Origin of the sequence: Aeromonas sp. 19NY04SH05-1 (assembly GCF_040581895.1) — a bacterium.
Taxonomy (GTDB): domain Bacteria; phylum Pseudomonadota; class Gammaproteobacteria; order Enterobacterales; family Aeromonadaceae; genus Aeromonas; species Aeromonas enteropelogenes.
On record NZ_CP095328.1, the window covers coordinates 4,269,520 to 4,294,356 of the forward strand.

30 protein-coding genes are annotated in these 24,837 nt (G+C 59.4%); 13 read left to right on the plus strand and 17 right to left on the minus strand.

What is annotated here, in order from left to right; genetic code table 11:
* Positions 1–164: 164 nt before the first annotated feature.
* The gene (gene zapE, locus MRK42_RS19670; protein ID WP_354688567.1) at positions 165–1,259 is read right to left on the minus strand and encodes a cell division protein ZapE; all 1,095 of its coding nucleotides are present in this window, start codon (positions 1,257–1,259) and stop codon (positions 165–167) included.
* Positions 1,260–1,398: 139 nt separating this feature from the next.
* Here zapE and MRK42_RS19675 point away from each other — a divergent pair, with 139 nt between their 5' ends.
* From MRK42_RS19675 to degS, 3 genes are all read left to right on the plus strand, one after another.
* On the plus strand, positions 1,399–1,779 hold the full coding sequence (locus MRK42_RS19675; protein ID WP_026456104.1) for a YhcB family protein: 381 nt from the start codon (positions 1,399–1,401) through the stop codon (positions 1,777–1,779).
* A gap of 81 nt (positions 1,780–1,860) precedes the next feature.
* Positions 1,861–3,222, plus strand: coding sequence for a Do family serine endopeptidase (locus MRK42_RS19680; protein WP_026456105.1), 1,362 nt, complete (start codon positions 1,861–1,863; stop codon positions 3,220–3,222).
* Positions 3,223–3,312: 90 nt separating this feature from the next.
* Positions 3,313–4,416, plus strand: coding sequence for an outer membrane-stress sensor serine endopeptidase DegS (gene degS / locus MRK42_RS19685; RefSeq protein WP_354688568.1), 1,104 nt, complete (start codon positions 3,313–3,315; stop codon positions 4,414–4,416).
* Positions 4,417–4,537: 121 nt separating this feature from the next.
* Here degS and npr read toward each other — a convergent pair whose 3' ends face one another.
* The 10 genes from npr to MRK42_RS19735 form a co-directional block, all read right to left on the minus strand.
* Complete coding sequence (gene npr, locus MRK42_RS19690; RefSeq protein ID WP_026456107.1) at positions 4,538–4,810, minus strand: PTS phosphocarrier protein NPr; 273 nt, start codon at positions 4,808–4,810, stop codon at positions 4,538–4,540.
* A 20-nt stretch (positions 4,811–4,830) separates the two neighbouring features.
* On the minus strand, positions 4,831–5,697 hold the full coding sequence (gene rapZ / locus MRK42_RS19695; RefSeq protein WP_042070881.1) for an RNase adapter RapZ: 867 nt from the start codon (positions 5,695–5,697) through the stop codon (positions 4,831–4,833).
* 45 nt (positions 5,698–5,742) lie between these two features.
* A complete protein-coding gene (ptsN, locus tag MRK42_RS19700) occupies positions 5,743–6,189 on the minus strand; it encodes a PTS IIA-like nitrogen regulatory protein PtsN (protein WP_005336322.1) in 447 nt (148 codons plus the stop codon).
* A 2-nt stretch (positions 6,190–6,191) separates the two neighbouring features.
* Positions 6,192–6,479, minus strand: a complete 288-nt coding sequence (hpf, locus tag MRK42_RS19705) for a ribosome hibernation promoting factor (RefSeq protein ID WP_005336323.1) — start codon at positions 6,477–6,479, stop codon at positions 6,192–6,194.
* Positions 6,480–6,500: 21 nt separating this feature from the next.
* Positions 6,501–7,940 (minus strand): RNA polymerase factor sigma-54, encoded by a 1,440-nt coding sequence (locus tag MRK42_RS19710; RefSeq protein ID WP_042070883.1) that lies wholly within the window; start codon positions 7,938–7,940, stop codon positions 6,501–6,503.
* 65 nt (positions 7,941–8,005) lie between these two features.
* Positions 8,006–8,731 (minus strand): LPS export ABC transporter ATP-binding protein, encoded by a 726-nt coding sequence (lptB, locus tag MRK42_RS19715; RefSeq protein ID WP_026456111.1) that lies wholly within the window; start codon positions 8,729–8,731, stop codon positions 8,006–8,008.
* 3 nt (positions 8,732–8,734) lie between these two features.
* Entirely contained in the window at positions 8,735–9,262 is a 528-nt protein-coding gene (gene lptA / locus MRK42_RS19720) for a lipopolysaccharide transport periplasmic protein LptA (protein ID WP_026456112.1), read from the minus strand.
* Positions 9,249–9,809: an LPS export ABC transporter periplasmic protein LptC gene (lptC, locus tag MRK42_RS19725; protein WP_026456113.1), complete on the minus strand. Its 561-nt coding sequence runs from the start codon at positions 9,807–9,809 to the stop codon at positions 9,249–9,251. The genes lptA and lptC overlap by 14 nt, the downstream gene beginning before the upstream one ends.
* On the minus strand, positions 9,806–10,360 hold the full coding sequence (kdsC, locus tag MRK42_RS19730) for a 3-deoxy-manno-octulosonate-8-phosphatase KdsC (protein WP_124239993.1): 555 nt from the start codon (positions 10,358–10,360) through the stop codon (positions 9,806–9,808). The genes lptC and kdsC overlap by 4 nt, the downstream gene beginning before the upstream one ends.
* Positions 10,360–11,355 (minus strand): KpsF/GutQ family sugar-phosphate isomerase, encoded by a 996-nt coding sequence (locus MRK42_RS19735; protein WP_216993544.1) that lies wholly within the window; start codon positions 11,353–11,355, stop codon positions 10,360–10,362. The genes kdsC and MRK42_RS19735 overlap by 1 nt, the downstream gene beginning before the upstream one ends.
* A 207-nt stretch (positions 11,356–11,562) precedes the next feature.
* Between MRK42_RS19735 and mlaF the strand changes: the two genes are divergently transcribed.
* From mlaF to murA, 7 genes are read left to right on the plus strand one after another with little or no spacing between them, the layout of a single operon-like run.
* On the plus strand, positions 11,563–12,363 hold the full coding sequence (gene mlaF / locus MRK42_RS19740) for a phospholipid ABC transporter ATP-binding protein MlaF (protein WP_354688569.1): 801 nt from the start codon (positions 11,563–11,565) through the stop codon (positions 12,361–12,363).
* A complete protein-coding gene (mlaE, locus tag MRK42_RS19745) occupies positions 12,363–13,142 on the plus strand; it encodes a lipid asymmetry maintenance ABC transporter permease subunit MlaE (RefSeq protein ID WP_216993543.1) in 780 nt (259 codons plus the stop codon). Before mlaF ends, mlaE begins: the two co-directional genes overlap by 1 nt.
* 7 nt (positions 13,143–13,149) lie before the next feature.
* Positions 13,150–13,641 (plus strand): outer membrane lipid asymmetry maintenance protein MlaD, encoded by a 492-nt coding sequence (mlaD, locus tag MRK42_RS19750; RefSeq protein ID WP_026456359.1) that lies wholly within the window; start codon positions 13,150–13,152, stop codon positions 13,639–13,641.
* A gap of 9 nt (positions 13,642–13,650) precedes the next feature.
* Positions 13,651–14,283: a phospholipid-binding protein MlaC gene (gene mlaC, locus MRK42_RS19755; RefSeq protein ID WP_354688570.1), complete on the plus strand. Its 633-nt coding sequence runs from the start codon at positions 13,651–13,653 to the stop codon at positions 14,281–14,283.
* Positions 14,280–14,552, plus strand: coding sequence for an STAS domain-containing protein (locus MRK42_RS19760; protein ID WP_026456361.1), 273 nt, complete (start codon positions 14,280–14,282; stop codon positions 14,550–14,552). The genes mlaC and MRK42_RS19760 overlap by 4 nt, the downstream gene beginning before the upstream one ends.
* Positions 14,552–14,809 (plus strand): BolA family iron metabolism protein IbaG, encoded by a 258-nt coding sequence (ibaG, locus tag MRK42_RS19765; protein WP_026456362.1) that lies wholly within the window; start codon positions 14,552–14,554, stop codon positions 14,807–14,809. The genes MRK42_RS19760 and ibaG overlap by 1 nt, the downstream gene beginning before the upstream one ends.
* 18 nt (positions 14,810–14,827) lie before the next feature.
* Positions 14,828–16,084 carry a UDP-N-acetylglucosamine 1-carboxyvinyltransferase gene (gene murA, locus MRK42_RS19770; protein WP_042025037.1) on the plus strand — a complete coding sequence of 419 codons (1,257 nt, stop codon included), beginning with the start codon at positions 14,828–14,830 and terminating at the stop codon, positions 16,082–16,084.
* Positions 16,085–16,178: 94 nt separating this feature from the next.
* On the opposite strand, the gene pmbA is transcribed toward murA, so the two are convergent.
* Positions 16,179–17,522, minus strand: coding sequence for a metalloprotease PmbA (pmbA, locus tag MRK42_RS19775; RefSeq protein ID WP_354688571.1), 1,344 nt, complete (start codon positions 17,520–17,522; stop codon positions 16,179–16,181).
* Between the two features lie 113 nt (positions 17,523–17,635).
* Here pmbA and yjgA point away from each other — a divergent pair, with 113 nt between their 5' ends.
* Both yjgA and MRK42_RS19785 read left to right on the plus strand, forming a co-directional pair.
* The gene (yjgA, locus tag MRK42_RS19780) at positions 17,636–18,160 is read left to right on the plus strand and encodes a ribosome biogenesis factor YjgA (protein WP_026456364.1); all 525 of its coding nucleotides are present in this window, start codon (positions 17,636–17,638) and stop codon (positions 18,158–18,160) included.
* A 385-nt stretch (positions 18,161–18,545) separates the two neighbouring features.
* Positions 18,546–19,325 (plus strand): gamma-glutamyl-gamma-aminobutyrate hydrolase family protein, encoded by a 780-nt coding sequence (locus tag MRK42_RS19785; RefSeq protein WP_042070893.1) that lies wholly within the window; start codon positions 18,546–18,548, stop codon positions 19,323–19,325.
* A gap of 6 nt (positions 19,326–19,331) precedes the next feature.
* On the opposite strand, the gene MRK42_RS19790 is transcribed toward MRK42_RS19785, so the two are convergent.
* Entirely contained in the window at positions 19,332–19,760 is a 429-nt protein-coding gene (locus MRK42_RS19790) for a hypothetical protein (RefSeq protein ID WP_124239987.1), read from the minus strand.
* Between the two features lie 99 nt (positions 19,761–19,859).
* On the opposite strand from MRK42_RS19790, the gene MRK42_RS19795 reads away from it, so the two are divergent.
* Positions 19,860–21,386 carry a mechanosensitive ion channel family protein gene (locus tag MRK42_RS19795; protein WP_354688572.1) on the plus strand — a complete coding sequence of 509 codons (1,527 nt, stop codon included), beginning with the start codon at positions 19,860–19,862 and terminating at the stop codon, positions 21,384–21,386.
* A 59-nt stretch (positions 21,387–21,445) separates the two neighbouring features.
* On the opposite strand, the gene MRK42_RS19800 is transcribed toward MRK42_RS19795, so the two are convergent.
* The 4 genes from MRK42_RS19800 to dapF all read right to left on the minus strand — a co-directional run bounded on the left by MRK42_RS19800 (position 21,446) and on the right by dapF (position 24,800).
* Positions 21,446–22,156, minus strand: a complete 711-nt coding sequence (locus MRK42_RS19800; RefSeq protein ID WP_354688573.1) for an HAD-IA family hydrolase — start codon at positions 22,154–22,156, stop codon at positions 21,446–21,448.
* A gap of 77 nt (positions 22,157–22,233) precedes the next feature.
* Positions 22,234–23,190 carry a tyrosine recombinase XerC gene (gene xerC, locus MRK42_RS19805; RefSeq protein ID WP_354688574.1) on the minus strand — a complete coding sequence of 319 codons (957 nt, stop codon included), beginning with the start codon at positions 23,188–23,190 and terminating at the stop codon, positions 22,234–22,236.
* Positions 23,183–23,863 carry a DUF484 family protein gene (locus MRK42_RS19810; RefSeq protein WP_042070902.1) on the minus strand — a complete coding sequence of 227 codons (681 nt, stop codon included), beginning with the start codon at positions 23,861–23,863 and terminating at the stop codon, positions 23,183–23,185. Before MRK42_RS19810 ends, xerC begins: the two co-directional genes overlap by 8 nt.
* A gap of 106 nt (positions 23,864–23,969) precedes the next feature.
* Entirely contained in the window at positions 23,970–24,800 is an 831-nt protein-coding gene (dapF, locus tag MRK42_RS19815; RefSeq protein ID WP_216993535.1) for a diaminopimelate epimerase, read from the minus strand.
* Positions 24,801–24,837: the final 37 nt, after the last annotated feature.

Here is a 24,837-nt window from a genome sequence, read left to right on the forward strand (position 1 = left end):
CTTAAAGTGTTGCTGTCTTATCGACAGCTGTAACGTGGGCCGGGCGATTATAAGTGAAGTTGCCTTAAATATCACCTGCTAATTTCACTGCCATGAAGCTAGCAAATGTCGCCCGGCCCTACCTGCCGCAGATGCCCATCCGACTGGCAGGCGCGGTATTGTGACTAAGGAAGGTGCACTCTTGCAAGGTATTCGTGCGATTGCATTTCCTGAAGCCGTGAAAGACAGCGTTGGAATTCGAAATTCAGCAGCCCTTCACCATAGAGATCCGCCATGGGAACAGCTGCCGAAATGATGAGCTTGACGTGCCGTTCATAGAATTCATCTACCATGGCGATGAAGCGGCGAGCCGCGTCATCCGTACCTGCTCCCATTGGCTGAACGTTGGCCAGCAAGACAGTGTGAAACAACCGGGCCAGTTCGATATAGTCGTTTTGGGAGCGGGGAGTACAGCAAAGTTGCTCGAACTCCATGTAAAGCACCCCTTCCCCCATCCCCAGCGACACCAGCTGGCGATGATTGATCTCAAGATCCCCCACCTGGGCCTCGTGGCCACCTGTTAACTGCTGGAAATAACGCTCAAGGTTCGATTTTGCTTGTAGATCCAGCGGACAGTGATAAATCTCGGCCTGCTCCAGGGTTCGCAAGCGATAGTCGATGCCGCCATCCACATTAAGTATCTCGCAATGACGCTCGATCAGCGCGATGGCGGGCAGAAAACGGGCTCGTTGCAGTCCATTGCGATACAACTCTTGCGGGGGAATATTGGAGGTGGCAACTAACACGACACCGTGGCTAAACAGTTCCTGAAACAGGGTGCCCAGCAACATGGCATCCGTAATGTCGGAGACGAAAAACTCGTCGAAACAGATGATATCCGTCTCGCTGGCAAGCTTGCTGGCAATGTGCTTGAGTGGATCGGTCTGGCCGTTCAATGCATTAAGTTCATCGTGGATGCGGTGCATGAAACGGTGAAAATGGCAGCGCAGTTTACGCTCACCCGGCAGGCTCTCGAAAAAAGTATCCATCAGCCAAGTCTTGCCTCTGCCGACACCGCCCCACATATAGATACCCTGGATGGGCTCGGGCGGTTTCGGCTTTTGCAACCAGCCAAACAGTCCGCCGGATCTGGTCGGAGTCGGGCGCCGCTGCAAATCCTGATACAGTCGCTCCAGTCTGCTGATCGCCATACGCTGGGCGGGGTCGGCCTGAAAACCCGGACGCAGCAGATCCTGCTGATATTTTTGCTGCGGTGTCATCCTTGATGTGCCTCTCCAAGTCCCTGAATAGAGGACAAAATGGTATCACGGCCTCGGGACGCACGGTATAGTGCCAACCAGGCATGGCGGTTTGTTCAACCGAATCAACACACTGTTTTAGCTGTAACAAGGAGCATCTATGAGTCTGTTAACTGGGATCCTGCTGGCTGTCGCGGCCCTAATCATCGGTATCATCATCGGCCGTTTCTCGGTACGTAGCCGTGATGCCGGCCGTCTGGAACAGGAACTGAAGAAGGCCCACAAAGAGCTCGAAAGTTATCAGGGCCAAATCAATACCCACTTCGCCGACAGTGCGGCGCTGATGGAGCAACTGGCCGAGCAATATCAGACCCTCTACCGCCACATGGCGGAGCAGAGCAAGTTCTTGGCCAAGGCTCAAGAACCCCTGTTCCGTGAGCCGCCGGTAGAAGAAGCGCAAACCAGCACCGAGACTGAACCCGGCATTCCTCCCCGTGACTATGCAGGGGCCTCTTCCGGTCTGCTCAAGCAAACAAGCTAGTTCCTCGCGGAACTAATCCGCCAGCCCTGTGGTCTGACCTTGACGATTGCAATGCAACTTTTTCTGGGAGCTGTTTTTCATATGCGTAAACCTCTTTCCATGCTCAGTGTGCTAGCCCTCAGTGTCGGTATCGCCATGTCTGCGGCCCCTGCACAGGCTGCAATGCCTTCCCTGTTCGAATCTAACCAGGAGATGCCGAGCCTGGCACCGGTTCTTGAGCAGGTTACCCCTGCCGTGGTCAATATCTCCGTCTCCGGCAAGAAAGTGACCCGTCAGCGTCTGCCGGAACAGTTCCGTTTCTTCTTTGGCCCCAACATGCCTGACGAGCAAGTGAGCGAGCAGCCGTTCCAAGCGCTGGGCTCCGGCGTCATCATCGATGCCAAGAAAGGCTATGTCATCACCAATGCTCACGTGGTACACGAAGCGGACGAGATCAAGGTCAACTTGAAGGATGGCCGCGAGTACGCCGCCAAGAAGATTGGTGAAGACAAGCAGTCCGATATCGCTCTGCTGCAAATCAAGGCCGACGATCTGGTGCAGATCAAGTTCGCCGACTCCGATGAGCTGCGAGTCGGCGACTATGCGCTGGCCATCGGCAACCCGTTTGGGCTGGGCCAGACCGTGACCTCGGGTATTGTCAGCGCCCTGGGCCGTAGCGGCCTCAACATCGAAAATCTGGAGAACTTCATCCAGACCGATGCAGCCATCAACTCTGGCAACTCGGGTGGCGCCCTGCTCAACCTGCGTGGCGAGCTTATCGGCATCAACACCGCCATCCTGGGCCCCAACGGTGGCAACATCGGCATCGGCTTTGCCATTCCGTCCAACATGGTGCGCAACCTCTCCGAGCAGATCATCAAATATGGTGAAGTGCGTCGTGGCCAGCTGGGGATCACCGGCACTGAGCTCACTTCGGAGATTGCCAAGACTTTCGGCTACAACAAGAAAGATGGTGCCTTCGTCAACCAGGTCATGCCTGACTCTGCCGCAGCCAAGGCTGGCATCAAGGCTGGCGACATCATCGTCAGCATCGATGGCAAAGCCATCCGTTCGTTTGGTGAGCTGCGCGCCAAGATCGCGACCATGGGAGCCGACAAGCAGGTTGCCCTCGGCCTTATCCGAGATGGCAAGGAGCAGACCGTCAAGGTGACCCTGAAAAAGGCGGATGATAGCGAGATCCTGGCCAGCGCCCTGCATCCGGCACTGGAAGGGGCCAAGCTGAGCACCACTACAGAACCTGTTTCCGGCGTCGCCGTGGCCGATATCGACCCACGCTCGCCTGCGGCGGCCTCGGGCTTGCAGAAAGGTGACATCATCATCGGCGTCAACCGCCTGCGGATCAACACACTGGGCGAGCTGACCAAGGCACTCAAGAACAAACCTGACGTGCTGGCACTCAATATCCAGCGGGGTGACTCTTCACTCTATCTGGTGATCCGCTAACCCCTCCCCCACCCGCGGCATTCGCCGCGGGTGATTTTTATCCACCGATGATGTTATTCTCTGCCCGCAGCCTGTACGGATGAGAATGACATGAAAATCCCCCCTTTAGTCAGTTACTTGGGCAAGTCCATCGGCTTCGGTTTGACCGTCGCGGCGCTGCTGCTTGTATTGTTTCCCAATTTTCGTGGGGGTGCCCAGCTACCCGGTCTCATCACCAATGCCCGCGAGTTGAGCTTCTCCTACGCCGCCCATCGCGCCGGCCCTGCCGTCGTGAATATCTACACCCGCAGCTTTGCCGCCAATCAGGGGAATCAGGGGGAACTGCGCCCACAGGGGCTGGGCTCCGGCGTCATCATGACTTCCCGCGGTTACGTGCTGACCAATTATCACGTCATTGCCGATGCCGACCAGATCATCGTCGCACTGCAGGATGGCCGGGTGTTCAGCGCCGAGTTGGTCGGTACCGATCAGCTGACCGATCTCGCTGTACTCTATATCGAAGCGGACAATCTGCCGGTGATCCCTCAGGATCCGGAACGGCAGCCTGAGGTGGGGGATGTGGTGCTTGCCATCGGCAACCCCTACAACGTTGGCCAAACCATCACTCAAGGCATCATCAGCGCGACCGGGCGCGCCGGGCTCTCCAGCATGGGACCCGACAGCAATGGCCGCCAGGATCTGCTGCAGACCGATGCCGCCATCAATGAGGGCAACTCGGGCGGGGCTCTGGTCAATGGTCGTGGCGATCTGGTGGGGATCAACACCGCTACTTATCACCTCAACGGCAATCAGGAGACTTACGGCATCAGCTTCGCCATCCCCTACCGGCTGGCCAAGCGGATCATGGATGAGCTGATCGCCAACGGTCGGGTCATCCGTGGCTACCTCGGCGTCTCCAGCGTCGAGATCAACCCCATCGTCGCTCGCATGATGAACCTGGGTGATCTGCGCGGTCTGGTGGTGGAGAGCCTGGATCCCAACGGCCCGGCCAGCAAGGGAGGTCTGAAGCGGGGAGATGTACTGCTCAAGATCAACGACGAGGCCATCAGCGGCGTTCGGGCTGCCATGGACAAGATTGTCGAGAGTCGCCCGGGCACCAAGCTCACCATCTCGGTATTTCGTGAGGGCAAACCGCTCGAAGTCGTGGTCACCATAGAAGAGGATCTGCGCTACCAGAAGTGGGCAACCCGCTAGGGTGCTGTACACGCAGGACGTCGACGGCAGGAGATAGCGGAGTGGGAAGGAGAGCGAATACCTGAGAAGCCGCAGGTATTCTCCTTATGCGTGGCGTCTCATACGCCAGAAGGCTGAGCGACTACTCTTCGTTGAAACCGGACGTAAACAACGCGACAACGGCAGCCAGGGCTTCCACCTCGTCGGGGCCCTCCACCTGAACTTCCACCTGGCGGCCCTGGGCAGAGTCCAGCATCAGAAGGCCAATCACACTGTCTGCATCAGCCTCCACACCGTCCTCATTGCGCAGCAGCACATGGGCATCAAAACCCTGTACCAGCTCGAACAGCATCATGGCTGGCCGAGCGTGAATACCCAGCTTGTTCTTCACTTCAACCGAGGCGGAAACTGTCATCAGGTCGTCCTATTGGGGTATCACGCTTGGGAACTGCTCTTGTCGAGGGTGCGGTGGCGAATTTGCACGTTCTTGCCGAGCTGCCGGAAGGAGTTGGCCAGGCGTTCGGCGATAAATACCGATCTGTGCTGGCCCCCGGTACAGCCGATGCCGACCGTGAGATAGCTGCGGTTATTGCGCTCCAGATGGGGGAGCCAGGTCACCAGCATGTGTTCGATCTGCTGGGTGAACAGCATCACGTCCGCCTGGGCCGAGAGGTAGCTGGCCACCGGCTCATCCTTGCCGGTAAAAGGCTTGAGCTCGGGGATCCAGTGCGGATTGGGCAGGAAGCGAGCGTCGAACACGAAATCGGCATCCTTGGGTATGCCATATTTGAAACCGAACGACTCGAACACCAGCACCAACTCGTTCTCTTTCTTGCCGAGCACCCGAGTCTTGATGAGCTCGCTCAAGTCGTGAATGCTGAGGCTGGTGGTATCGATGCGCAGATCGGCAGTTGAGGAGATCGGCGCCAGCAGATGGGTCTCTTCCCGGATCGCCTCGTCCAACGACAGTTTGTTGCGCGACAAGGGGTGCAGACGGCGGCTCTCGCCATATCGTTTGAGCAGCGTGGTGTTGTCGGCATCGAAGAAGAAGCTGGCAAACTCGACCCTGCCCTCGTTGCGCACCTGAGCCAGCAGATTCTCCAGTTTTTCCGAATCATTCGGCAAGTTGCGCACGTCTATGCTGACTGCCAGCTTGTCGTACTGGCTCTCGACCGAAACGATCAGCTGGGGCAACAGGTTGACCGGCAGGTTGTCCACACAGTAATAACCCAGATCTTCCAATACCCTCAGGGCTACGGTTTTACCGGAGCCCGAGCGTCCACTTACCACGATTAACTGCATCTTGTTCCCTCACGCCAAAACGGGTGTGTGATCCTGGCCTATATATCAGGCTGAGGTCATGATCTGATAGAGCTCTTCATCGCTGGTTGCCTGGCGTAACTGGCGGCATACCGCCTTGTCACCCAGCTTGGAGGCCATCAGGGAAAGGGTCTTGAGATGCTGTTTGCACTCGCTTTCCGGTACCAGCAGGGCAAACAGCAGGTCAACCGGTTGATTGTCGATGGAGTCGAAAGGGATGGGATCGGCAAACGTCATCAGAATAGCGGTGGGCGGAAATTCATCGTCGATACGACCATGAGGGATCGCGATACCGGCACCGATCCCGGTACTGCCCATTTTTTCGCGGGCCAGCAAGCATTCAAACAGCGCCTGGCGTGAGGTACCCAAGCGCTCGGCGGCCAGCTCGCTGATGATTTCGAGGGCCCGTTTCTTGCTTGTACAAGGGACTGCACTCTTGGTGCAGTCCCGACTCAGTATGTGTTCAAGTTGCATGGTTATTTTTTATTTAACTTGTCTTTATGCTTGATGATCTGCCTGTCCAGCTTGTCGAGCAGGGTATCTATCGCGGCATACATATCGGCATGCTCGGAGTTGGCGAAGACCTCGCCGCCACTGACATGCAGTTTGGCTTCGGCGATCTGGTTCAGTTTTTCCACGCTCAGTACCACATGCACGTTGTTGATGTGGTCGAAGTGACGCTCGAGTTTGGCAAATTTGTTATTCACATAATCACGCAGAGCTTCGGTAATCTCGACATGGTGTCCGGTCAGGTTAATTTGCATAACGTCATCCTTTTGTTTTGCCTAAACCAGGCGTTTGCGCTGATTGGAAGGTGGGATAAACAGGGATTCGCGGTACTTAGCGATCGTGCGTCTAGCCACCATAATACCCTGTTCGGCCAGCAAATCCGCGATCTTGCTATCACTTAGCGGCTTGGCGGGGTTCTCCGCCGTCACCAGCTTCTTGATGAGCGCACGGATTGCGGTCGATGAGCACTCTCCTCCTCCTTCTGTATTCACATGGCTGGAGAAAAAAAACTTCAGTTCGAAAATACCACGGGGGGTATGCATGTATTTCTGGGTTGTTACACGGGAGATGGTCGACTCGTGCATCTCCACCGCTTCGGCGATATCGTTGAGCACCATCGGCTTCATCGCCTCTTCACCATATTCGAAAAAGCCCTGTTGCTGCTCGACGATGCAGCTGGCCACTTTCAACAGAGTGTCGTTGCGGCTCTCAAGGCTCTTGATGAACCACTTGGCTTCCTGCAAGTGGGAGCGGATAAACTGGGTATCCGTGCTGCTACGGGCGTTACGTGCCATAGCGGCATAGGTCTCGTTGACCCGGATGCGCGGGGATGAATCGGGATTGAGTTCCACCACCCAGCGATTCTGCCGTTTGACTACGGAGACGTCCGGGATCACGTACTGGGAGTCGCTCTGGATGATGCCGTTGCCCGGCCGTGGCTCCAACAGCTGGATCAGATCCAGCACCTCCTTGAGGTCGCTCTCCTTGAGCCGGGTCTTGCGGGCCAGGGTGCGGTAATCGCGATTGCCAAGCAGATCCATGTGCTCCTGGATCACCTCCTTGGCCTCACTGATCCAGGGAGTCTCGGGGTCGTACTGTTCCAGCTGGATCAGCAGGCACTCCTGCACCGAACGGGCGGCAATTCCCACCGGATCGAAGTGTTGCACCCGCTTGAGCACGACCTCGATTTCATCGAGTTCGACCTCCACTTCGTCGCTGCTCACCGCAGCTTGGATATCTTCCAGCGACACTGTCAGATAACCGGATTCGTCGATGGCATCTATGATGGCAAGCGCGATGGCGGCATCCACATCGCTGAACGGGGTGAGGCGCATCTGCCACAACAGGTAGTCCTGCAGGTTCTCGGTGGTCTCCCCCTGGTAGACGGTGTCATCCCCATCATGGATGGGTCCGGCACTCTGGGCCGTCCCCGCGGAATAGACCTCGTCCCAGGTCGTATCCACCGGCAACTCGTCCGGCATCTGATCCTGGGCCATGGCATCGCTGGAATCCAGCTGGCTGGCATCAACCTGATCTTGCGGGGATGTCTCCTGCACCTCACTCTCTTCCTGCTCCAGCAGGGGATTGTTTTCGAGCGCTTGCTGAATTTCCTGCTGAAGTTCCAGAGAGGAGAGCTGGAGCAGACGAATCGCTTGTTGTAATTGCGGCGTCATGGTCAGGGATTGACCGAGACGCAACTGTAATGTCGGCTTCATCTACGTCGGGATATCCTTATGTTCAGCGAGGCACGCGGCAAAGGAAATGAAGGCATGCCCCCTTACTATAGACTGAATTGATCGCCCAAATAGACGCGCTTGACCTGCTCATCGGCGAGGATATCAGCCGGCGCACCTTCAGCAATCATCTGGCCGTGGCTGACGATATAGGCCTTCTCACATACGTCCAGAGTCTCTCTGACGTTGTGGTCGGTGATCAAGACGCCCAGCCCCCTATCTTTCAGGTGCTGGATGATCTTCTTGATGTCTATCACAGAAATGGGATCCACACCGGCAAACGGCTCATCCAGCAGGATAAAGCGCGGCTCCGCCGCCAGGGCGCGGGCAATTTCGACCCGGCGCCGCTCGCCACCAGACAAACTCTGACCCAGGTTGTCGCGGATGTGGGTGATGTTGAACTCTTCCAGCAGCTGTTCGACCTTGTCTTCCCGCTCCTCGCGACTCAACCCCTTGCGAGTCTGCATGACTCCCATCAAGTTGTCGAACACCGAGAGACGGCGGAAAATCGAGGCTTCCTGCGGCAGATAGCCGATGCCGTTGCGGGCACGCACGTGCATGGGCTGCAGGCTGATATCCTGATCATCGATGGTGATGAGACCGGCATCACGCTGCACCAGGCCGACAATCATGTAAAACGAGGTCGTCTTGCCGGCGCCGTTGGGTCCGAGCAAGCCGACGATCTGGCCTGTGCCTACCTCCAGACTCACATCACTGACCACCATGCGGCGCTTGTAGCTCTTCTGCAGGCCCACTGCTTTCAATACTGCCATGGCTTATTTTCCCTGGGTCTGCTGATCGGCCGGCTTGTCGAAATTCTCTACCTGATCCGGCAGGAAGACGGTTTTGACCCGCTGGTTCGGTGTCTTGCTCTCGGCGATCATCTTCTGTTTAACGATGTCGTAGCGGATCAGGTCACCATTGACCTGACTATCTTCCTGCTTGAGCTGGCCATTGCCGGTGATGGTCACCAGGCGCTTCTTCAACTCGTAGCGAATGCTGTTGCCGTGGGCGTTGACTGGCTTGCCATTGTCCAGGATCTGGAAGAAGGTAGCGGGTTTGCCATAAGCGGTCATCACCTCGGCCCCTTTCTCGCCGGAGCGGGTCACAACAACTTTGTCGGCCTTAATCTTGATAGTGCCCTGAGTGATGATCACATCCTGCTCGAAGGTGACGCGATTATCCTGCATCTCTGCGACCTGCTTGATGGCATCGACATAGACCTTCTCGGCAAAGTCGGACTCTTTGGCGGTCACAACACCGCAGAACAACAAGGCTGCGAGGGCCAGATTAACGTTTTTCATTGAAATAGATGGCATGACCTTGATCCAGTAACTCAAAATATTTGCGGTCCAGATGGCCTTTCAGGCCAACCCCTTCGGTCTGGAAATCCTGACCCAAAATCTTCACTTCCCGATTGCTGCGCACATCCTGGGTCACCAGGTCCAGCTCCAGATAGGGAGTATCGAGCGTGGAGATGAAGGAGGTGGGCAGCAGACCGTCCAGATGCACCTTGTCCCGCATGATCACGTTGTCATCGGTGTTGAGCACACCAGTGTCGGCCGTGACTTTCCATTCAGCCTCCCCCTTGTCATCGAACATGTAGACGACGGGCTTGTCGAATGTCGCCTGCTCGATGATCTGGTAGTACTCGGCATAGGCCGACTCCAACCGTTCGGTACGCTTGCCGTTCACATCGAAACGGGTGGTCACCAACTCTTTGGCAACAAAATCCGGCTGATAATGCTCGGTTTTTACCGTGCTCTCCGGCACCAGCTCCACCTTGCTCAACTGCCAGGCGACCAAGGCAACCAGAAACAACAGGGCAAACAACAGGGTCTGTCTGTTCATACCGATGCCTCAGGCTGGTAATCTCCGTACCCCTGGGCCTGCAGGATCAGGTCGCATACCTCGCGCACCGCACCTGTGCCGCCAGCCAGGCGGGTCACCATGTCGGCCCGGCGCAAGACCAGAGGATGGGCATCGGCCACCGCAATACCAAGGCCACAAGCCTCCATCACCGGCAGGTCGATGGTGTCATCACCCATGTAGGCGGCCTGCGACGCATCCAGGCCCAGCTTGGCCAGCAATGCCTCGAAATGGGGCAATTTCTTGTCCGCCCCCTGCACCACGTGATTCACTCCGAGACTCTTCATCCGATCACTGACGATGCGGGAGTTGCGCCCCGTGATGATGGCGATCTCGATGCCCGCATTGAGCAGCGCCCGCATGCCTGCACCATCGCGGGTACAGAAGGTCTTCAGCTCCTCGCCGTTGTTACCCATATAGATGAGGCCATTGGAGAGTACCCCATCCACATCGCACACCAGCAGGCGGATTTGCGCCGCCTTGTCATACTGGCTGCGCGTCACCGGACCATAAAGGGTCGGTACGTTTTGCATCAAATTACTCCGGCTTTCAGCAGGTCGTGCATGTTGAAGGCACCCAGCGGGCGCTTGTCGCCATCCACCACCAGTAATCCGTTGATCTTTCTGGTTTCCATCAGTTTGACGGCTTCCGCCGCCATCATTTCCGGCCCTACGGTAACACAGTTGGCGGTCATCACGCGGCTGATCGGGGTGTGATGGATGTCCACCTGCTGATCGAGAATGCGGCGCAGGTCGCCATCGGTAAAGAGCCCCGCCAGCAAGCCATGCTGATCGACGACTGCCGTCATGCCAAGCCCTTTGCGGCTCACCTCCAGCAGCGCCTCGCTGATGGTGGCATCAATAGAAACCAGGGGCAACAGGTCACCACTGTGCATCAGATCGCCGACCCGCAGCAACAGGCGCTTGCCAAGCGACCCGCCCGGATGGGAGAGAGCAAAGTCATCGGCGGTGAAGCCACGCGCCTCCAGCAGGGCCACCGCCAGCGCGTCCCCCATCACCAGGGTTGCCGTGGTGCTCGATGTGGGCGCGAGTCCCAGCGGGCAGGCCTCTTTTTCCACCTTGATGCACAGATGCACATTGGCCTCCTTGGCCATGGTGGAAGCGGGGTTGCCGGTCATGCAGATGAGCGGTATGCCGCGGCGCTTGAGCACCGGCAGCAGGGCCAGGATCTCGTCGCTCTCGCCCGAGTTGGAGATGGCGATAATGAGATCGCCTGCGGAAATCATCCCCAGATCCCCATGGCTGGCTTCCCCCGGATGGAGGAAGAAGGCGGGAGTGCCGGTGCTGGCCAGGGTCGCGGCAATCTTGCTGCCGATATGGCCAGACTTGCCCATCCCTGTGACCACTATCTTGCCACCACAACGCAGCACCATCTCGCACGCCTTGTCGAAGGCGTCATTCAGATACTGGTAGAGTCCATCAATCGCTTGCTTTTCCGTGTCCAGCACCGCGCGGGCACTGCGACGAAAATCGAACAGGTCAGACACTTTCTCAGGCTTTACAGACATAAAGACACAGCTCCGGGCCGAAATTAGCTGCGGGATTATAAAAAAGTCTGTCCGGATAAGCGAATCGGATGGTGGATCCCCGGCAGGATGACGCACTTTGTTACACAAATTTGGCGTACAAACGGGCTGCCAGCCTGTTCAATAGTTGTTCCTTGATGTTGCTTAGACCTAGACTAGCCCATAAAATTCGCTCCTCATTTGCACCGGATGGACAATTGTTTGAACAATGACCTGATCACCATCTCCGACCTGACCTTCAGTCACGGAGATAGGCTGTTGTATGACGGGATCAACCTGACCATTCCCCGTGGCCAGGTCACCGCCGTCATGGGCCCGAGCGGCATCGGCAAGACCACCTTGCTGCGGCTGATCGGTGGCCAGCTCAAGCCCGAGTCCGGTCACATTCTGTTTGACGGGGAAGATATCCCCAGCCTCTCCCGTTCGCGCCTCTACGAGGTGCGCAAGCGGATGAGCATGTTGTTCCAGAGCGGCGCCCTGTTCACCGGCATGACGGTCTACGACAACGTAGCCTTCCCGCTGCGGGAGCACTCAGGCCTGCCGGAAGAGCTGATCCACACCATCGTCATGATGAAGCTGCAGGCCGTGGGGCTGCGCGGGGCGGCGAAGCTGATGCCATCCGAGCTCTCCGGCGGCATGGCTCGGCGCGCGGCGCTGGCACGGGCCATCGCGCTCGACCCCGACCTCATCATGTATGACGAACCCTTCGTCGGTCAGGATCCCATCACCATGGCGGTGCTGGTGAAGCTGATCAAGGAGTTGAACAATGCCCTCGGCATCACCTCCGTCATCGTCACCCACGATGTGAAGGAGGTGCTCGGCATCGCCGATTACGCCTACATCATTGCCAACCGCCAGGTAGTGGCCCACGGCACGCCGGCGCAACTGCGCGAAGAGCACAACCCCGAAGTCGAGCAGTTCCTGAAAGGATTGCCCGACGGTCCTGTTCCGTTTCATTTTCCGGCAGACGACCTGCTACAGGATCTCTGATGTTGACAAGCCAAATAAGCAAGCTGGGACGACGCGGTGTACGTTTCATTACCGCCATCGGCCGGGCGACCATCATGCTGTTCCATGCGCTGGCGGGCAAACCCGCGCCGCGCAAGCACTTCCCGCTGCTGATCCAGCAACTCTATGTGGTCGGGGTGCAGTCGGTGGCCATCATTCTGGTGTCGGGTCTGTTCATCGGCATGGTGCTCTCCTTACAGGGTTACAACGTGCTGAAAGACTTTGGCGCCGAGCAGAGCCTGGGCCCTCTGGTCTCCCTCTCCCTGCTGCGGGAACTGGGTCCTGTGGTGACTGCCCTGCTGTTTGCCGGCCGCGCGGGCTCCGCCCTGACCGCGGAAATCGGCCTGATGAAGGCCACCGAGCAGCTCTCCAGCCTTGAGATGATGGCGGTGGATCCTCTGCGCCGGGTGGTGGCACCCCGCTTCTGGGCCGGGGTCATCAGCATGCCGCTGCTGGCCTTTATGTTCAGCCTGATCGGCATCTTCGGTGGCAAGCTGGTCGGCGTGGACTGGCTGGGAGTGGATGAAGGGGGCTTCTGGTCCGCCATGCAGGCCTCCGTCGACTGGCAGGATGACATCATGCAGGGTGCCATCAAGAGCCTGATCTTCGCCCTTGTGGTCACCTGGATTGCCCTTTTCAACGGTTATGATGCCAAGCCGACCTCGGCCGGGATCAGCCAGGCCACGACCCGCACCGTGGTTCACTCATCCCTGGCCGTGCTCGGTCTGGATTTTATACTCACCGCAGTCATGTTTGGATAAGGTAAAGATGAAGTTCAGCAAAGTAGAATTCCTGGTCGGCCTCTTCATGCTGGCTGGCATCGGTGCCATTCTGGCACTGGCTCTGCAAGTGGCCGGTTTGAGCTTCAAACCGGAGGGAGAAACCTATACCCTGCACGCGCATTTCGATAATATCGGCGGCCTGAAAGTACGCTCGCCGGTCAAGGTCGGTGGCGTGGTGGTCGGTCGGGTGAGCGACATTACGCTCGACCCGCAAACCCAGGTTCCCGAAATCACCCTGCAGATGCAAAAGAGTGCAGGCGAGTTTTCCGAAACCAGCTCTCTCTCCATCCTCACCTCCGGCCTGCTCGGCGAGCAGTACATAGGTCTGACCCCGGGCTTCACCGATGAGGACATGGGCACCGGCATGCTCAAGGATGGTGACATGATTGAAGACACCAAATCCGCCATCGTGCTGGAAGATCTGATTGGCAAGTTCCTCTACAGCCAATCCTCCGACAGCAAATCAGACAGCAAGTAAGGAGTAACCATGTTCAAGAAGATCGCCCTGCTGCTGGGCCTGATGACCAGCATGCTCTTTTCCCTGTCCGCCCAGGCCGCGGTGGACTCCACCGATCCCAATGCGCTGGTCGACATGGCCGCCAAGCAGACCTTCGCTCGTCTGAAGGCCGATCAGGCACAGATCAAAAACAATCCTGACCACCTGCGCGTCATCATCCGCGAGGAGCTGTTGCCCTACGTAGACAACCGCTTCGCCGCCTACAAGGTGCTTGGTAACCAGATCAAGCAGACCACCCCGGCCCAGCGCGATGCCTTCGTCGAGGTCTTCACCGAGTACATGGTGAGCTCCTACGCCGATGCCTTGGCCCACTTCGACAGGCAGACCGTCAAAGTCGAGCCGGGCAAGGCCCCCAACGGCAACATCACTGCCGTCAACGTCAGCGTGAAAGAGGCCGGCAAGCCGGATATCTTCCTCGAGTTCAAGCTGCGCAAGAACAACAAGACCGGCGAATGGAAAGCCTTCGACATGGTCGCCGAGGGGATCAGCCTGCTCTCCGCCAAACAGAGCGAACTCGGTGGCCTCATTCGCCAGGACGGCATCGACGCAGTGATCGCCCAGCTGCGCGAGCACAACGCCAAGCCGCTGGTGATCAAGTCATGATCTTCAGGGGCGAGCTGCAGGCGCCACAGGTCAATGACCTGTGGCAACGCCGCGCCGATTGGTGGCAGGATGACAAGCTGGAGCTGAGCCAGGTCACCACCCTGGACTCCGCCGGCCTGGCCCTGCTGGTCAAATGGGCCAAAGCCGCCTTGGCACGAGGCGCCACACCGCAACTGGTGGGCGCCTCCACTGATTTCTATACCCTGGCCAACCTCTACGGGGTGGCCAGTCTGTTTCAATCAACCCCGCTCACAACTGAGGACGCATAATGCAAGTCTCTGAAATTGAAGCGATACTCCTTGAGGCTCTGCCATTGTCCGAAGTCCATGTCAAAGGGGATGGCAGCCACTACCAGGTGATTGCCGTCGGCGACATGTTTGACGGTATGAGCCGAGTCAAGAAACAGCAGGCCATCTATGCCCCGCTCATGGACAAGATCGCCAGCAACGCCATTCACGCCCTCTCCATCAAGGCCTTTACCGAAGCCGAGTGGAAGCGCGAACGTAAATTCCTATTGCCCTCCTGATTTGGTAACGAAGTAACCATGGACAAATTCAAGATCACCGGCCCCTGCACCCTCTCCGGTGAAGTGACCATTTCCGGCGCCAAAAACGCCGCCCTGCCGATCCTGTTCGCCACCCTGCTGTGCGACGAAGAGGTTCAGCTCTCCAACGTGCCGCGCCTCAAAGACGTGGGCACCACCATCAAGCTGCTGGAGATGCTGGGCGCGACCACCAAGGTGAACGGCAACGTCACCGTGCTGGCCGGTGCCGTGAACAACCACGTGGCCCCGTACGAGCTGGTCAAAACCATGCGCGCCTCCATCCTGGCCCTGGGCCCGCTGGCTGCCCGCTACGGCGCGGCTGACGTCTCCCTGCCCGGTGGCTGCGCCATCGGTGCCCGCCCGGTCAACCTGCATGTGCACGGCCTGGAACTGATGGGGGCCAAGATCGCCATCGAGGATGGCTACATCAAGGCCCGCGTCGACGGCCGTCTGAAAGGTGCCCACATCCTGATGGACATGGTCTCCGTCACCGGTACCGAGAATCTGATGATGGCCGCCACCCTGGCTGACGGTCGCACCGTGATCGAAAACGCCGCGCGCGAGCCGGAAGTGGTCGATCTGGCCAACTTCCTCAATACCCTGGGCGCCAAGATCCAGGGGGCGGGCACAGACACCCTGGTCATTGACGGCGTCGAGCGTCTGCACGGTGGCAGCTACAGCGTGCAGCCTGACCGCATCGAGACCGGAACCTTCCTGGTGGGCGCAGCCGTGACCGGCGGCAAGATCACCTGCCGCAAGACAGACCCGACCCTGCTGGAAGCAGTACTGGTCAAGCTGGAAGAGGCCGGCGCCCTGATTGAGAAGGGTGAAGACTGGATCACCCTGGACATGACAGGTCGCACCCTCAAGCCGGTCACCATCAAGACTGCCCCCTACCCGGCGTTCCCGACCGACATGCAGGCCCAGTTCACCGTGCTGAACGCGGTAGCTCAGGGTACCGGCATGGTCACCGAGACCATCTTCGAGAACCGCTTCATGCACGTGCCCGAGCTGGTGCGGATGGGTGCCGACATCGAACTGCAGGGCAACGTCGCCATCTGCCGCGACGCCCAGCAACTCAAAGGTGCCCAGGTGATGGCCACCGATCTGCGCGCCTCCGCCAGCCTGGTACTGGCCGGCTTCGTGGCCGAAGGGGCCACCATTGTCGATCGCATCTACCACATTGACCGTGGCTACGAAGACATCGAGCAGAAGCTGCAAGGCCTGGGCGGTTGCATCGAGCGCATCAAGGGCTGACTGCCGCCCCTGATCACCGGCTGACAAAAAGGCCCCCTCGCGTTGGCGTGGGGGCCTTTTTCATGCCGGCAGATTGGGCCAAACGGGCGGAGGATTAATGCCCCGCCAGCTTCATGTTCTCGACCAGCACTGAGCCGGTCTTGAGGCTGGAGCGCTCATCCTCGTCGCAACCCACCGCCACTATATGGCTGAACATCTCAGCCAGATTGCCGGCGATGGTGATCTCCTCGACCGGGTAGGCGATTTCGCCATTTTCAACCCAGAAACCGGCGGCGCCGCGGGAGTAGTCACCATTGACGATGTTGACCCCCTGCCCCATCAGCTCGGTCACCAGCAGGCCGGTACCCATCTCCTTGAGCATGCCCTGGAAATCCTGACCGGTATTGGACACCTGCCAGTTGTGGATGCCGCCGGCGTGGCCGGTGGTGGTGAGCCCCAGCTTGCGGGCGGAGTAGGAGGTGAGCAACCAGCTCATCAGCTCGCCGTTACGCACTATATCCATGTCGCGGGTCAGCACCCCTTCCCCGTCAAAAGGGGTACTGGCCAGGCCGCCCAACAGGTGGGGGAACTCCTGGATGGTGAGCCAATCGGGCAGGATCTGCTTGCCCAGTTTATCGAGCAGGAAGCTCGACTTGCGGTAAAGATTGCCACCGCTGATAGCCATCACCAGATGACCCCAGAGACCGGCCGCCGTATCGGGATGAAACAGCACGGGAGCATGGCGGGTGGCGATCTTGCGGGCGCCGAGACGAGAGACGGTGCGCTCCACCGCCTCGTCAGCGATGCGCTGCGGGCTCCACAGTCCCTCGAGGGTACGGCTGGAGGAGTAGCCGTAATCCCGCTGCATGTCGCCATCCTGCTCGCCGATCAGCACGCAGCTCAGGGAGTTGCGCGACGCAGCATAGCCTTTGACGAAGCCGTGGCTGTTGCCATAGACCTTGATACCAAGGTGGCTGGAGAAGCCGGCGCCATCGGAGTGCTTGATGCGCGCATCGCGCCCCAGTGCCAGCCGCTCGCACTCGATGGCCAGTTCGATGCCATGCTGGGGATCGAGGGCCACCGGGTGGCACAGCTGCAGATCCGGGGCATCCCAGGCCAGCAGTTCGGCAGGCGCCAGGCCGGCACAGTTGTCGGGAGAGGTGTGACGGGCAATTTCCATCGCCGCCTCAACGGCGGCGCGGATGGCCGGCTTGCTCAGGTCCGTGGTCGAGGAGGAGCCCTTGCAACCGTCGCGATAGACGGCGATGCCAAGCGCCCCATCCTTGTTGAATTCGATGCTTTCCAGTTCACAGCCCCGGGTGTTCACCGACAGCCCGGTCTGCTTGCTGATGGAGACTTCGGCCAGCGAGGCGCCCAGTCCTTTGGCTATCTCCAGGGCCTCGGCAACCACGGCCTCGAGATGGGCTTGATCCTGGCAGATTTGGTCTTGCTGATCCATAACTCACATCTGTATGAAGGAAGGAAAGGGGCTAAGCATATCAGACCCCTGCGCCCAGCGGGAGAAGCTGGTAACATATCCGTCAAACGTGAAAGACAGGAATCAAGAGACCGATGAGTCACTATCAAGACGACAACGAGTGGGAAGACTGGGGCCCCAGCAAGAGTCAGCTCAAGCGCGACGCCGAGGCCTTGCAGAAGATGGGTGAGGAGATCGTCTCCCTCAGCCACAGCGAACTGGAAAAGATCCCGCTGGATGAGGAGCTGGCCGAGGCCGTCGAGCTGGGCCGCAAACTCAAGCCGAAGAAGGATGAATCATTCCGCCGCCATCTGCAGTTCATCGGCCGCCTGATGCGCAGCCGGGATGTGGAGCCCATAGCCGAAGCGCTCTCCATCATCAAGAACCGTCACTCCACCGTGAATGCTCGCCTGCACCGTCTGGAGCAGTGGCGGGAACGGCTGATCAGCGAAGGGGACAGCGCCCTCAACGAACTGATGGCCCAGTTCCACGAGCTGGACCGCCAGAAACTGCGCCAGCTGATCCGCAACGCCAACAAGGAGCGGGAGCTGAACAAACCGCCGGTGGCCTTCCGCGAGATTTACCAGTATCTGCGCGGTGAAATCGAAGATCTGCTGTGATCCCCGCAACACGCCTCCCCTGCGGAGGCGTGTTTGTCATTGCCCCCTTAACATCCCCTTCTTCTCTGCGTTTAATATATCCACCACAGATTCTACTGGGCAGGCTACCTATACACACTAAACGCCCATAAAAAGGGGCACTCAAGCGATGCTACTTTTATTTTGTTAACAATATCGCATCATTTTGTTTGACATATTGAACGGCATTGGCAGACTGGAAAGAAGATCCCGGCTGTTGCTGTCCGCTCCGATCGACGATGCTGACCCCATGCAACACGGGATTGCGAGATCATGCCTTCGGCATGCCTTTGCCAAACATGGAGTTGCAAGGGCTTGCCCAAGGCACAGGACGAGACTTCACCGCCAAGGATAGCCAAGGTGCCCTATGCCCAATCCCACAACCTTTACCAATCGCAAACCTGTCGTACTGATGACCATGGGCGCCCAGCCCCGTAACGGTCACGCCTATCAGGTCATGACCCACAAATACATTGCCCCGCTGGTGGAGATCAGCGGTTGCGTCCCGCTGCTGGTACCCACCTGTTGCGGCACCGCCGATCTGGAGCAGTATCTGGATCTGGCCGACGGGGTCTACCTGAGCGGGGCTGGCTCCAACATAGATCCGGCGCTCTACGGTCAGGAGAACCTCACCCCGGAGAAGCAGCAGGATCGGGAGCGCGACCTGTTCGATCTGCCGTTGATCAAGGCTGCGCTCCGGCGGGGACTACCAATCCTCGGGATCTGTCGCGGCATGCAGGAGATCAACGTGGCACTGGGGGGAAATATTCATCAGAAGGTGTACTGCGAACCTGGCTACGACGATCACCGGGAAGATGCCGACGATCCGGTCGATGAGCAGTATGGCGAAAGTCACCCCATCAATCTGGTGCCAGGCAGCTGGTTTTCCCAGCTGATGGGGGAGGAAAGCATCCCGGTCAACTCGCTCCATGGACAGGGGATCGACCGGCTGGGTGAAGGTCTAGAGCCGCTGGCTCACGCAGAAGACGGGTTGATAGAGGCGATCCACGCCCCGACCATTTCCCCCTTCCTGTTGGCGGTGCAGTGGCATCCGGAGTGGAAGGCCAGCGAAAACCCCCACTCCATCAAGATATTCCAGGCCTTTGGCGATGCCTGCCGCCAACGCAGCGCCCGCCTCGCAGCCTAAGGAAAGTTACTCGTCGAAACCACGCGCCTTGAGCTTGGGCAGCGCGCCCCGCTGAAGGCGCATTTCGCGGCAGCTATCCAGCCCCTTAAGCCCGCGCTGGATATAGTCCGGGGAGTGGCCAAATACCATGCCGTTGCTGCGATAGAGCTTGTTGTCGTCGAGCTCGAACCGCTCGCCGCCTATCAGCAACTGCTCCCGGCCATTGACGACGTCCCCCCGTTTGAGCGGCAGCGCCATGTCGCTCAACACCTCGCCGGTGGCGCACCCTTCACGCCAGTGAACCTCGTTGGAAAAGGGCGTGATGGCGATCTCGCGCCAGGAACCGTCCCTGAACTCGACCCTGTATCTGTCCACCAGCAAATCACAACCCGCCAATGGCCATGCCGCCATCAAGCAGATGATTTTCTTTGATAATTGCACAAGATTGCACTCCATTGACTTGTTCGGCACAGCATAAATAAATTGCCCCACCGCTGCACCATTTACCCTCACAACTCCAACTATGCTGGATGTAAATAGTCACAAGGGGCTGTTATGTCTGGCGATAATCTCATCATGCTGCCGACCCTGATCTGGATCCTGGAACACCCGTTCTGGATCCTGCTCACTCTGTCACTCCTGCTGATCCACTTCTGGCGCAACCCGGGGCAACGGCGAGAGAAACTCTCCGAACTCGGGTTCGTGATCATAAGCCTGGTCATCATACTGCTGATCCAGCTGGAGGGAGGCTGGTTTCGCCTGCCACTGCCCCGCCACTGGCTGATCGAGATCTCCACCTTGCTGGCGGGTCTGGTGCTGGTCAAACTCTGGGGGATCCTGCTGTTCGAGCTGCTGCTCCCCCTCTGCCAGGTGAAGATCCCGCGCATCATCGCCGACATCGTTATCACCATCGGCTACATCGGCTGGGGGCTGTTCAGGCTCTATGCCTCCGGCATGGCGCTGGGAGAGATAGTCACCACCTCGGCGGTGATCACCGCCGTCATCGCCTTTGCCATGCAGGACACATTGGGCAACCTGCTGGCTGGCGTCTCAATTCAGCTCGACAACTCCATCGCCATCGGTGACTGGTTGCAGGTGGACACCATCCAGGGCCGGGTGGTAGAGATCAACTGGCGCGCCACCACCATAGAGACCCGCAACTGGGAAACCGTGGTGATCCCCAACAGCCATCTGCTCAAGCAGCGCTTTACCGTACTAGGGCGCCGTCGCGGCCAGCCCCTGCAACTGCGGCGCTGGGTCTGGTTCGATCTGACGCTGGATACCCTGCCGACCCAGATCATTGCACTGATCGAGAAGGCATTACGGGAAACCAAGCTGCCCTGCGTCGCCAAGTCACCGCCCCCCGACTGCCTGCTGATGAACGTGGAAGGCGGAATAGCCCGCTATGCGGTGCGCTACTGGCTGACCGATCTGGCGCGTGACGACCCGACCGACTCCATGGTACGCAGCCTGATCGATGCCGCCCTGCGTCGCAACGATCGCCGCCTCACACCCCCCATCTTCAACGTCTTCATGAGCAAGGAGAAACAGCATCAGGATGCACGCCACAAGCGGCACACCGCCGAACGCACCGCCACCCTGCGCAAGCTGCCGCTGTTTGCCATGCTGCAGGAGGAGGAGCTGGCCCAGCTGGCGGATCAGGTGAAGTTCGCCCCCTTCGTGAGCGGCGACATCATGCTGGAGCAGGGGGAGGTCTCGGGCTGGCTGTTTGTGCTGGTGCGAGGCGAGGCCGAGATGCTGGTCCATCTGGAAGGGCGGGAGCTGCGGCTCGGCGCCCTGCAGGCCGGGGACTTCTTCGGCGAGCTGAGCATGCTCACCGGCGAGCCCAGCTCGTTTACCGTACGCGCCCTGGGGGCCGTCGAAACCTACCGCATCAATCAGGCCATGTTCCAGGCACTGGTGCTGCAGCGCGAATCCCTGGTCGAGCCGCTCTACCAAGTGTTGAGTGAGCGCCAGCAAGAGCAGCAGGCCTTGCTGGCACGGGAGGCAGAGTCAATGAAACAGCTGACCCCGCCGCGCGACCTGCTGGACAAGCTGATGACCCTGTTCAGGGGCCGCTAGCCGCAAACCAGCCCTCTTTTGGAACCGAACCCCGCATATGGCGGGGCTCGTGATCCGCATCAGAGCAGCAGCTCGCCTAGCTCATCCAGGGTCGCCAGCTCCACATCCGGCAATAGCTTCAACTGCCGCCAGGGCTGCTGCCGCTCGTTGAGCCAGGCGGCGCGAAAACCGTGCAGGCGCGCGCCCAGCACATCGGTCTCAGGGTGATCCCCGACGTGCAGTATCTGCTCGGGAGCAAGGCCGAGGTTCTCCTGTACCTGCCTGAACATGTCCGGCGCCGGCTTCATCCTCGCGCCCTCCCCGGCCTTGCAGACCAGACTGAAGTAATCGGCCAGCCCGGCCTGCGCCAGGTCCAGATTGCCATTGGTGATGACCGCCAACGGATAACGCTCCGCCAGACGGGCCAGCAGGGCATGGGTCTCGTCGCTCACCTCTATCTTCGAGCGCTCCGCCAGGAAGCCGGCGAACACCGTCTCCGCCTCCTGCGCCGCCTGCGAGGGTGCCATGCCCCCCTGCACCAGGGCCTCGCGGATGCCGTGCTGGCGCGCCAGGCTGACGTCGTGGCGCAGCTCGGGAGATACGAGCAGCACCTCGCGCTTGAGTGCCTGCCAGCGCGCTTGGTCGAGCATGGCGGTGGCCAGGTATTCACTGCGCAAGTGAGCCAGCATCCACTGTTCGGCCCGCTCGATGGCGGGACCGTTGTCATAGAGGGTATCGTCGAGATCGAACGAGATGGCAGCAACCGGCTGCCAGCGGCGATAAAAATGCATGCACACTCCTCAATCAGGGCCGGTGTGGACTCAAGCCCTGCCGGCTGGCCAGGCGGCAAGAGGCGCCCGGCAACACGTCATTCATCATCCCCTGACCCGGACTCACGTTTGGCCCTGGGATGGGCACTGTCATAGACCTTGACCAGATGCTGGAAGTCGAGGTGGGTGTAGATCTGGGTGGTGGAGAGATCGGCGTGCCCCAGCAGCTCCTGCACCGCCCGCAGATCGCCGGATGACTCCAGCATGTGGGTGGCGAAGCTGTGACGCAGCTTGTGGGGATGGACATGGGCATTGAGCGCCTGCTTGTTACCCCAGCCATCGAGCCGCTCCTGCACCGAGCGGGCCGACAGTCGCTGCTTGCGCCTGGAGACAAACAGCGCCTCGGCCTCGTCGCCAGCCAGCAGGGGGCGCATCTTGAGCCATTTGTGCAGCCACTCCACCGCCATCCGCCCCATGGGCAGCACCCGCTCCCGCGATCCCTTGCCGGTCACCCTGAGCTGGCGCTCGTCAAGCTTCACATCCGCCAGATTGAGCCCCACCAGCTCGGCAAGGCGCAGGCCGGAGGAGTACATCAGCTCCATGATGGCGCGATCCCGCACCGCCAGTGGATCCTGCTCGTCGGTGATGTTGAGCAGCTGATACATCTCGTCCACGTCCAGGTTCTTGGGCAGCGGCCTTCCCTGCTTGGGGGTCACTATGCCGCGAGCCGGGTTGGCGACGAGTCGTCCCTGCCGCACCTGCCAGTCGCAGAAGCTGCGCAGGGCGGAGACCTTGGTGGCAAGTGAGCGGGGCGCAAGACCGGCCTTGTGCATCCGGGTCACCAGGCTGCGCACCTGGCTAGCCTCAAGCCGACACCAGTCATCAAGCCCCAGTTTCACCAACTCGGCCGTCATGGCCTCCAGATGGGCCTGATAGTTACTTCGGGTGTGAGGGCTGAGCTGGCGCTCGACCCTCAGGTATTCGATAAAGGCCGCCAGCTCCTCTGCCAGCGCGGGAGGCAGTGGCTCGCTGGCGGAAACAGGCCCCTTAGCCATGCGCCAGCTCAGGCAGCCGCAGCTGCAACAGGCGACCCAGCTGGCCCAGCAGCAGGGTATCGTTATGGGGTGTGAAGTGGCTGGGATCAGAGCTGGCGAAGGCCAGCACGCCGAGATCGCCGATCCGCATCAGGGCCACCGAGTTGACCAGCACGTCATGGCCAAACAGCGTCTGTTTCTCGCTCTGACTCAGACGGCCGAAGTAGTAATCCTGCCCCGGCAGGCGCTGACCCAGCAGTTGCTCCAGCTGTTTGCCCTCGGCCAGAAAACGCGCCTCCGGGCCGCTCAGGAGGAACTTCTTGGGATTGAGCCAGAGGCGCAACCCGGTCAGGCGCAGGCGCTGCACGAATGTCTTGCCCATCACGGCGCTCATCTCAAACAGGGTCTGACAACCATAGAGGTCGCCATACAGATCGGCATAAATCCGGAAGATCCGCTCATTTTCGCTGGCGATCCCCATCAGTTCGGTGATCTCCTGCTCCAATTGCTCGATCCGCTCGCGCTGCCGGTCAAGCTGGCGCTCCACCAGCGAGACCGAGCCCTTGCGCTCGTGGGGAATGCGGATCCGGTCCAGCACTGTGGCGTGACGTTGGAAAAACTCGGGGTAACGGGCCAGGTACTCCAGCACACAGGCTTCGTCCACCAGTGGCTCCTGCCGTTTGAGTTCACTCATAAATTGTTCGATCCATTGCAAAACAGGGCCTCTGGCCCCGATATCATGGGCAAAGGAGGACATAGCCCCCACATCCCAACCGCATCTGCCAGAAACTGGCAGCTGCCTACACCTCTATCTGACCGTCAAACACATGCTCGGCCGGCCCCGTCATATAGACAGGCTGACCCGGCCCCTTCCAGGCGATGGTCAGCTTGCCTCCCGGCAGGGTGACGGTGACCCTCTCCTTGAGCTTACCCTGACTCATGCCGATCACCGCCGCCGCACAGGCGCCGGTGCCGCAGGCGAGGGTCTCCCCCACGCCACGCTCGAATACCCGAAGCTTGATCTCGGTGGCATTGACCATCTCCATGAAGCCGACGTTGACCCGCTCCGGGAAACGCTCGTGCCGCTCCATGATGGCTCCCAAAGTCGTCACCGGCGCATCGGCCACCGAGGGCACCTCGATGACGCAGTGGGGGTTGCCCATGGAGACGGCGCCGCACATCACTGTGTGTTCCTGTGCCCGCAGCAGATAGGTCTTCTCCGCCTTCTGGGCGCGAAACGGGATCTTGCCCGGCTCGAACTGGGGTACCCCCATGTTGACCGTGACCTGGTTCTCCCCCTCCAGTTGCAGCACGATACGGCCACGGGCCGTACTCACCGCGATGCGATCCCGGTTGATCAATCCCTTGAGACGCACGAAACGGGCAAAACAGCGGGCACCGTTGCCACACTGCTCCACCTCGCTGCCATCGGCATTGAAGATGCGATAGTGAAAGTCGAGTTCAGGGTCATAGGGCGGCTCCACCAGCAGCAGCTGGTCAAATCCGATCCCGAAGTGGCGATCCGCCAGCTTCTTGATGACGTCATTGCTGAAAAACACCTTCTGGGTGACGCCGTCCACCACCATGAAGTCGTTACCCAAGCCATGCATCTTGGAAAAATCTATCAACATCGTGCATTCCTGTGCCGTTAGGGCGTAAATGCTCACC

What these genes read in the sequence shown, in the direction of transcription:
- ptsN (WP_005336322.1), bottom strand. Translation starts at nt 6,189, where the DNA reads ATGCAACTTGAACACATACTGAGTCGGGACTGCACCAAGAGTGCAGTC.
- xerC (WP_354688574.1), bottom strand. Translation starts at nt 23,190, where the DNA reads ATGGCTAAGGGGCCTGTTTCCGCCAGCGAGCCACTGCCTCCCGCGCTG.
- lptB (WP_026456111.1), bottom strand. Translation starts at nt 8,731, where the DNA reads ATGGCAGTATTGAAAGCAGTGGGCCTGCAGAAGAGCTACAAGCGCCGC.
- degS (WP_354688568.1), top strand. Translation starts at nt 3,313, where the DNA reads ATGAAAATCCCCCCTTTAGTCAGTTACTTGGGCAAGTCCATCGGCTTC.
- zapE (WP_354688567.1), bottom strand. Translation starts at nt 1,259, where the DNA reads ATGACACCGCAGCAAAAATATCAGCAGGATCTGCTGCGTCCGGGTTTT.
- MRK42_RS19680 (WP_026456105.1), top strand. Translation starts at nt 1,861, where the DNA reads ATGCGTAAACCTCTTTCCATGCTCAGTGTGCTAGCCCTCAGTGTCGGT.
- hpf (WP_005336323.1), bottom strand. Translation starts at nt 6,479, where the DNA reads ATGCAAATTAACCTGACCGGACACCATGTCGAGATTACCGAAGCTCTG.
- MRK42_RS19790 (WP_124239987.1), bottom strand. Translation starts at nt 19,760, where the DNA reads ATGGAGTGCAATCTTGTGCAATTATCAAAGAAAATCATCTGCTTGATG.
- MRK42_RS19785 (WP_042070893.1), top strand. Translation starts at nt 18,546, where the DNA reads ATGCCCAATCCCACAACCTTTACCAATCGCAAACCTGTCGTACTGATG.
- MRK42_RS19710 (WP_042070883.1), bottom strand. Translation starts at nt 7,940, where the DNA reads ATGAAGCCGACATTACAGTTGCGTCTCGGTCAATCCCTGACCATGACG.
- mlaC (WP_354688570.1), top strand. Translation starts at nt 13,651, where the DNA reads ATGTTCAAGAAGATCGCCCTGCTGCTGGGCCTGATGACCAGCATGCTC.
- lptC (WP_026456113.1), bottom strand. Translation starts at nt 9,809, where the DNA reads ATGAACAGACAGACCCTGTTGTTTGCCCTGTTGTTTCTGGTTGCCTTG.
- mlaE (WP_216993543.1), top strand. Translation starts at nt 12,363, where the DNA reads ATGTTGACAAGCCAAATAAGCAAGCTGGGACGACGCGGTGTACGTTTC.
- ibaG (WP_026456362.1), top strand. Translation starts at nt 14,552, where the DNA reads ATGCAAGTCTCTGAAATTGAAGCGATACTCCTTGAGGCTCTGCCATTG.
- murA (WP_042025037.1), top strand. Translation starts at nt 14,828, where the DNA reads ATGGACAAATTCAAGATCACCGGCCCCTGCACCCTCTCCGGTGAAGTG.
- MRK42_RS19735 (WP_216993544.1), bottom strand. Translation starts at nt 11,355, where the DNA reads ATGTCTGTAAAGCCTGAGAAAGTGTCTGACCTGTTCGATTTTCGTCGC.
- MRK42_RS19760 (WP_026456361.1), top strand. Translation starts at nt 14,280, where the DNA reads ATGATCTTCAGGGGCGAGCTGCAGGCGCCACAGGTCAATGACCTGTGG.
- MRK42_RS19675 (WP_026456104.1), top strand. Translation starts at nt 1,399, where the DNA reads ATGAGTCTGTTAACTGGGATCCTGCTGGCTGTCGCGGCCCTAATCATC.
- npr (WP_026456107.1), bottom strand. Translation starts at nt 4,810, where the DNA reads ATGACAGTTTCCGCCTCGGTTGAAGTGAAGAACAAGCTGGGTATTCAC.
- rapZ (WP_042070881.1), bottom strand. Translation starts at nt 5,697, where the DNA reads ATGCAGTTAATCGTGGTAAGTGGACGCTCGGGCTCCGGTAAAACCGTA.
- yjgA (WP_026456364.1), top strand. Translation starts at nt 17,636, where the DNA reads ATGAGTCACTATCAAGACGACAACGAGTGGGAAGACTGGGGCCCCAGC.
- mlaF (WP_354688569.1), top strand. Translation starts at nt 11,563, where the DNA reads ATGGACAATTGTTTGAACAATGACCTGATCACCATCTCCGACCTGACC.
- mlaD (WP_026456359.1), top strand. Translation starts at nt 13,150, where the DNA reads ATGAAGTTCAGCAAAGTAGAATTCCTGGTCGGCCTCTTCATGCTGGCT.
- pmbA (WP_354688571.1), bottom strand. Translation starts at nt 17,522, where the DNA reads ATGGATCAGCAAGACCAAATCTGCCAGGATCAAGCCCATCTCGAGGCC.
- kdsC (WP_124239993.1), bottom strand. Translation starts at nt 10,360, where the DNA reads ATGCAAAACGTACCGACCCTTTATGGTCCGGTGACGCGCAGCCAGTAT.
- dapF (WP_216993535.1), bottom strand. Translation starts at nt 24,800, where the DNA reads ATGTTGATAGATTTTTCCAAGATGCATGGCTTGGGTAACGACTTCATG.
- MRK42_RS19810 (WP_042070902.1), bottom strand. Translation starts at nt 23,863, where the DNA reads ATGAGTGAACTCAAACGGCAGGAGCCACTGGTGGACGAAGCCTGTGTG.
- lptA (WP_026456112.1), bottom strand. Translation starts at nt 9,262, where the DNA reads ATGAAAAACGTTAATCTGGCCCTCGCAGCCTTGTTGTTCTGCGGTGTT.
- MRK42_RS19795 (WP_354688572.1), top strand. Translation starts at nt 19,860, where the DNA reads ATGTCTGGCGATAATCTCATCATGCTGCCGACCCTGATCTGGATCCTG.
- MRK42_RS19800 (WP_354688573.1), bottom strand. Translation starts at nt 22,156, where the DNA reads ATGCATTTTTATCGCCGCTGGCAGCCGGTTGCTGCCATCTCGTTCGAT.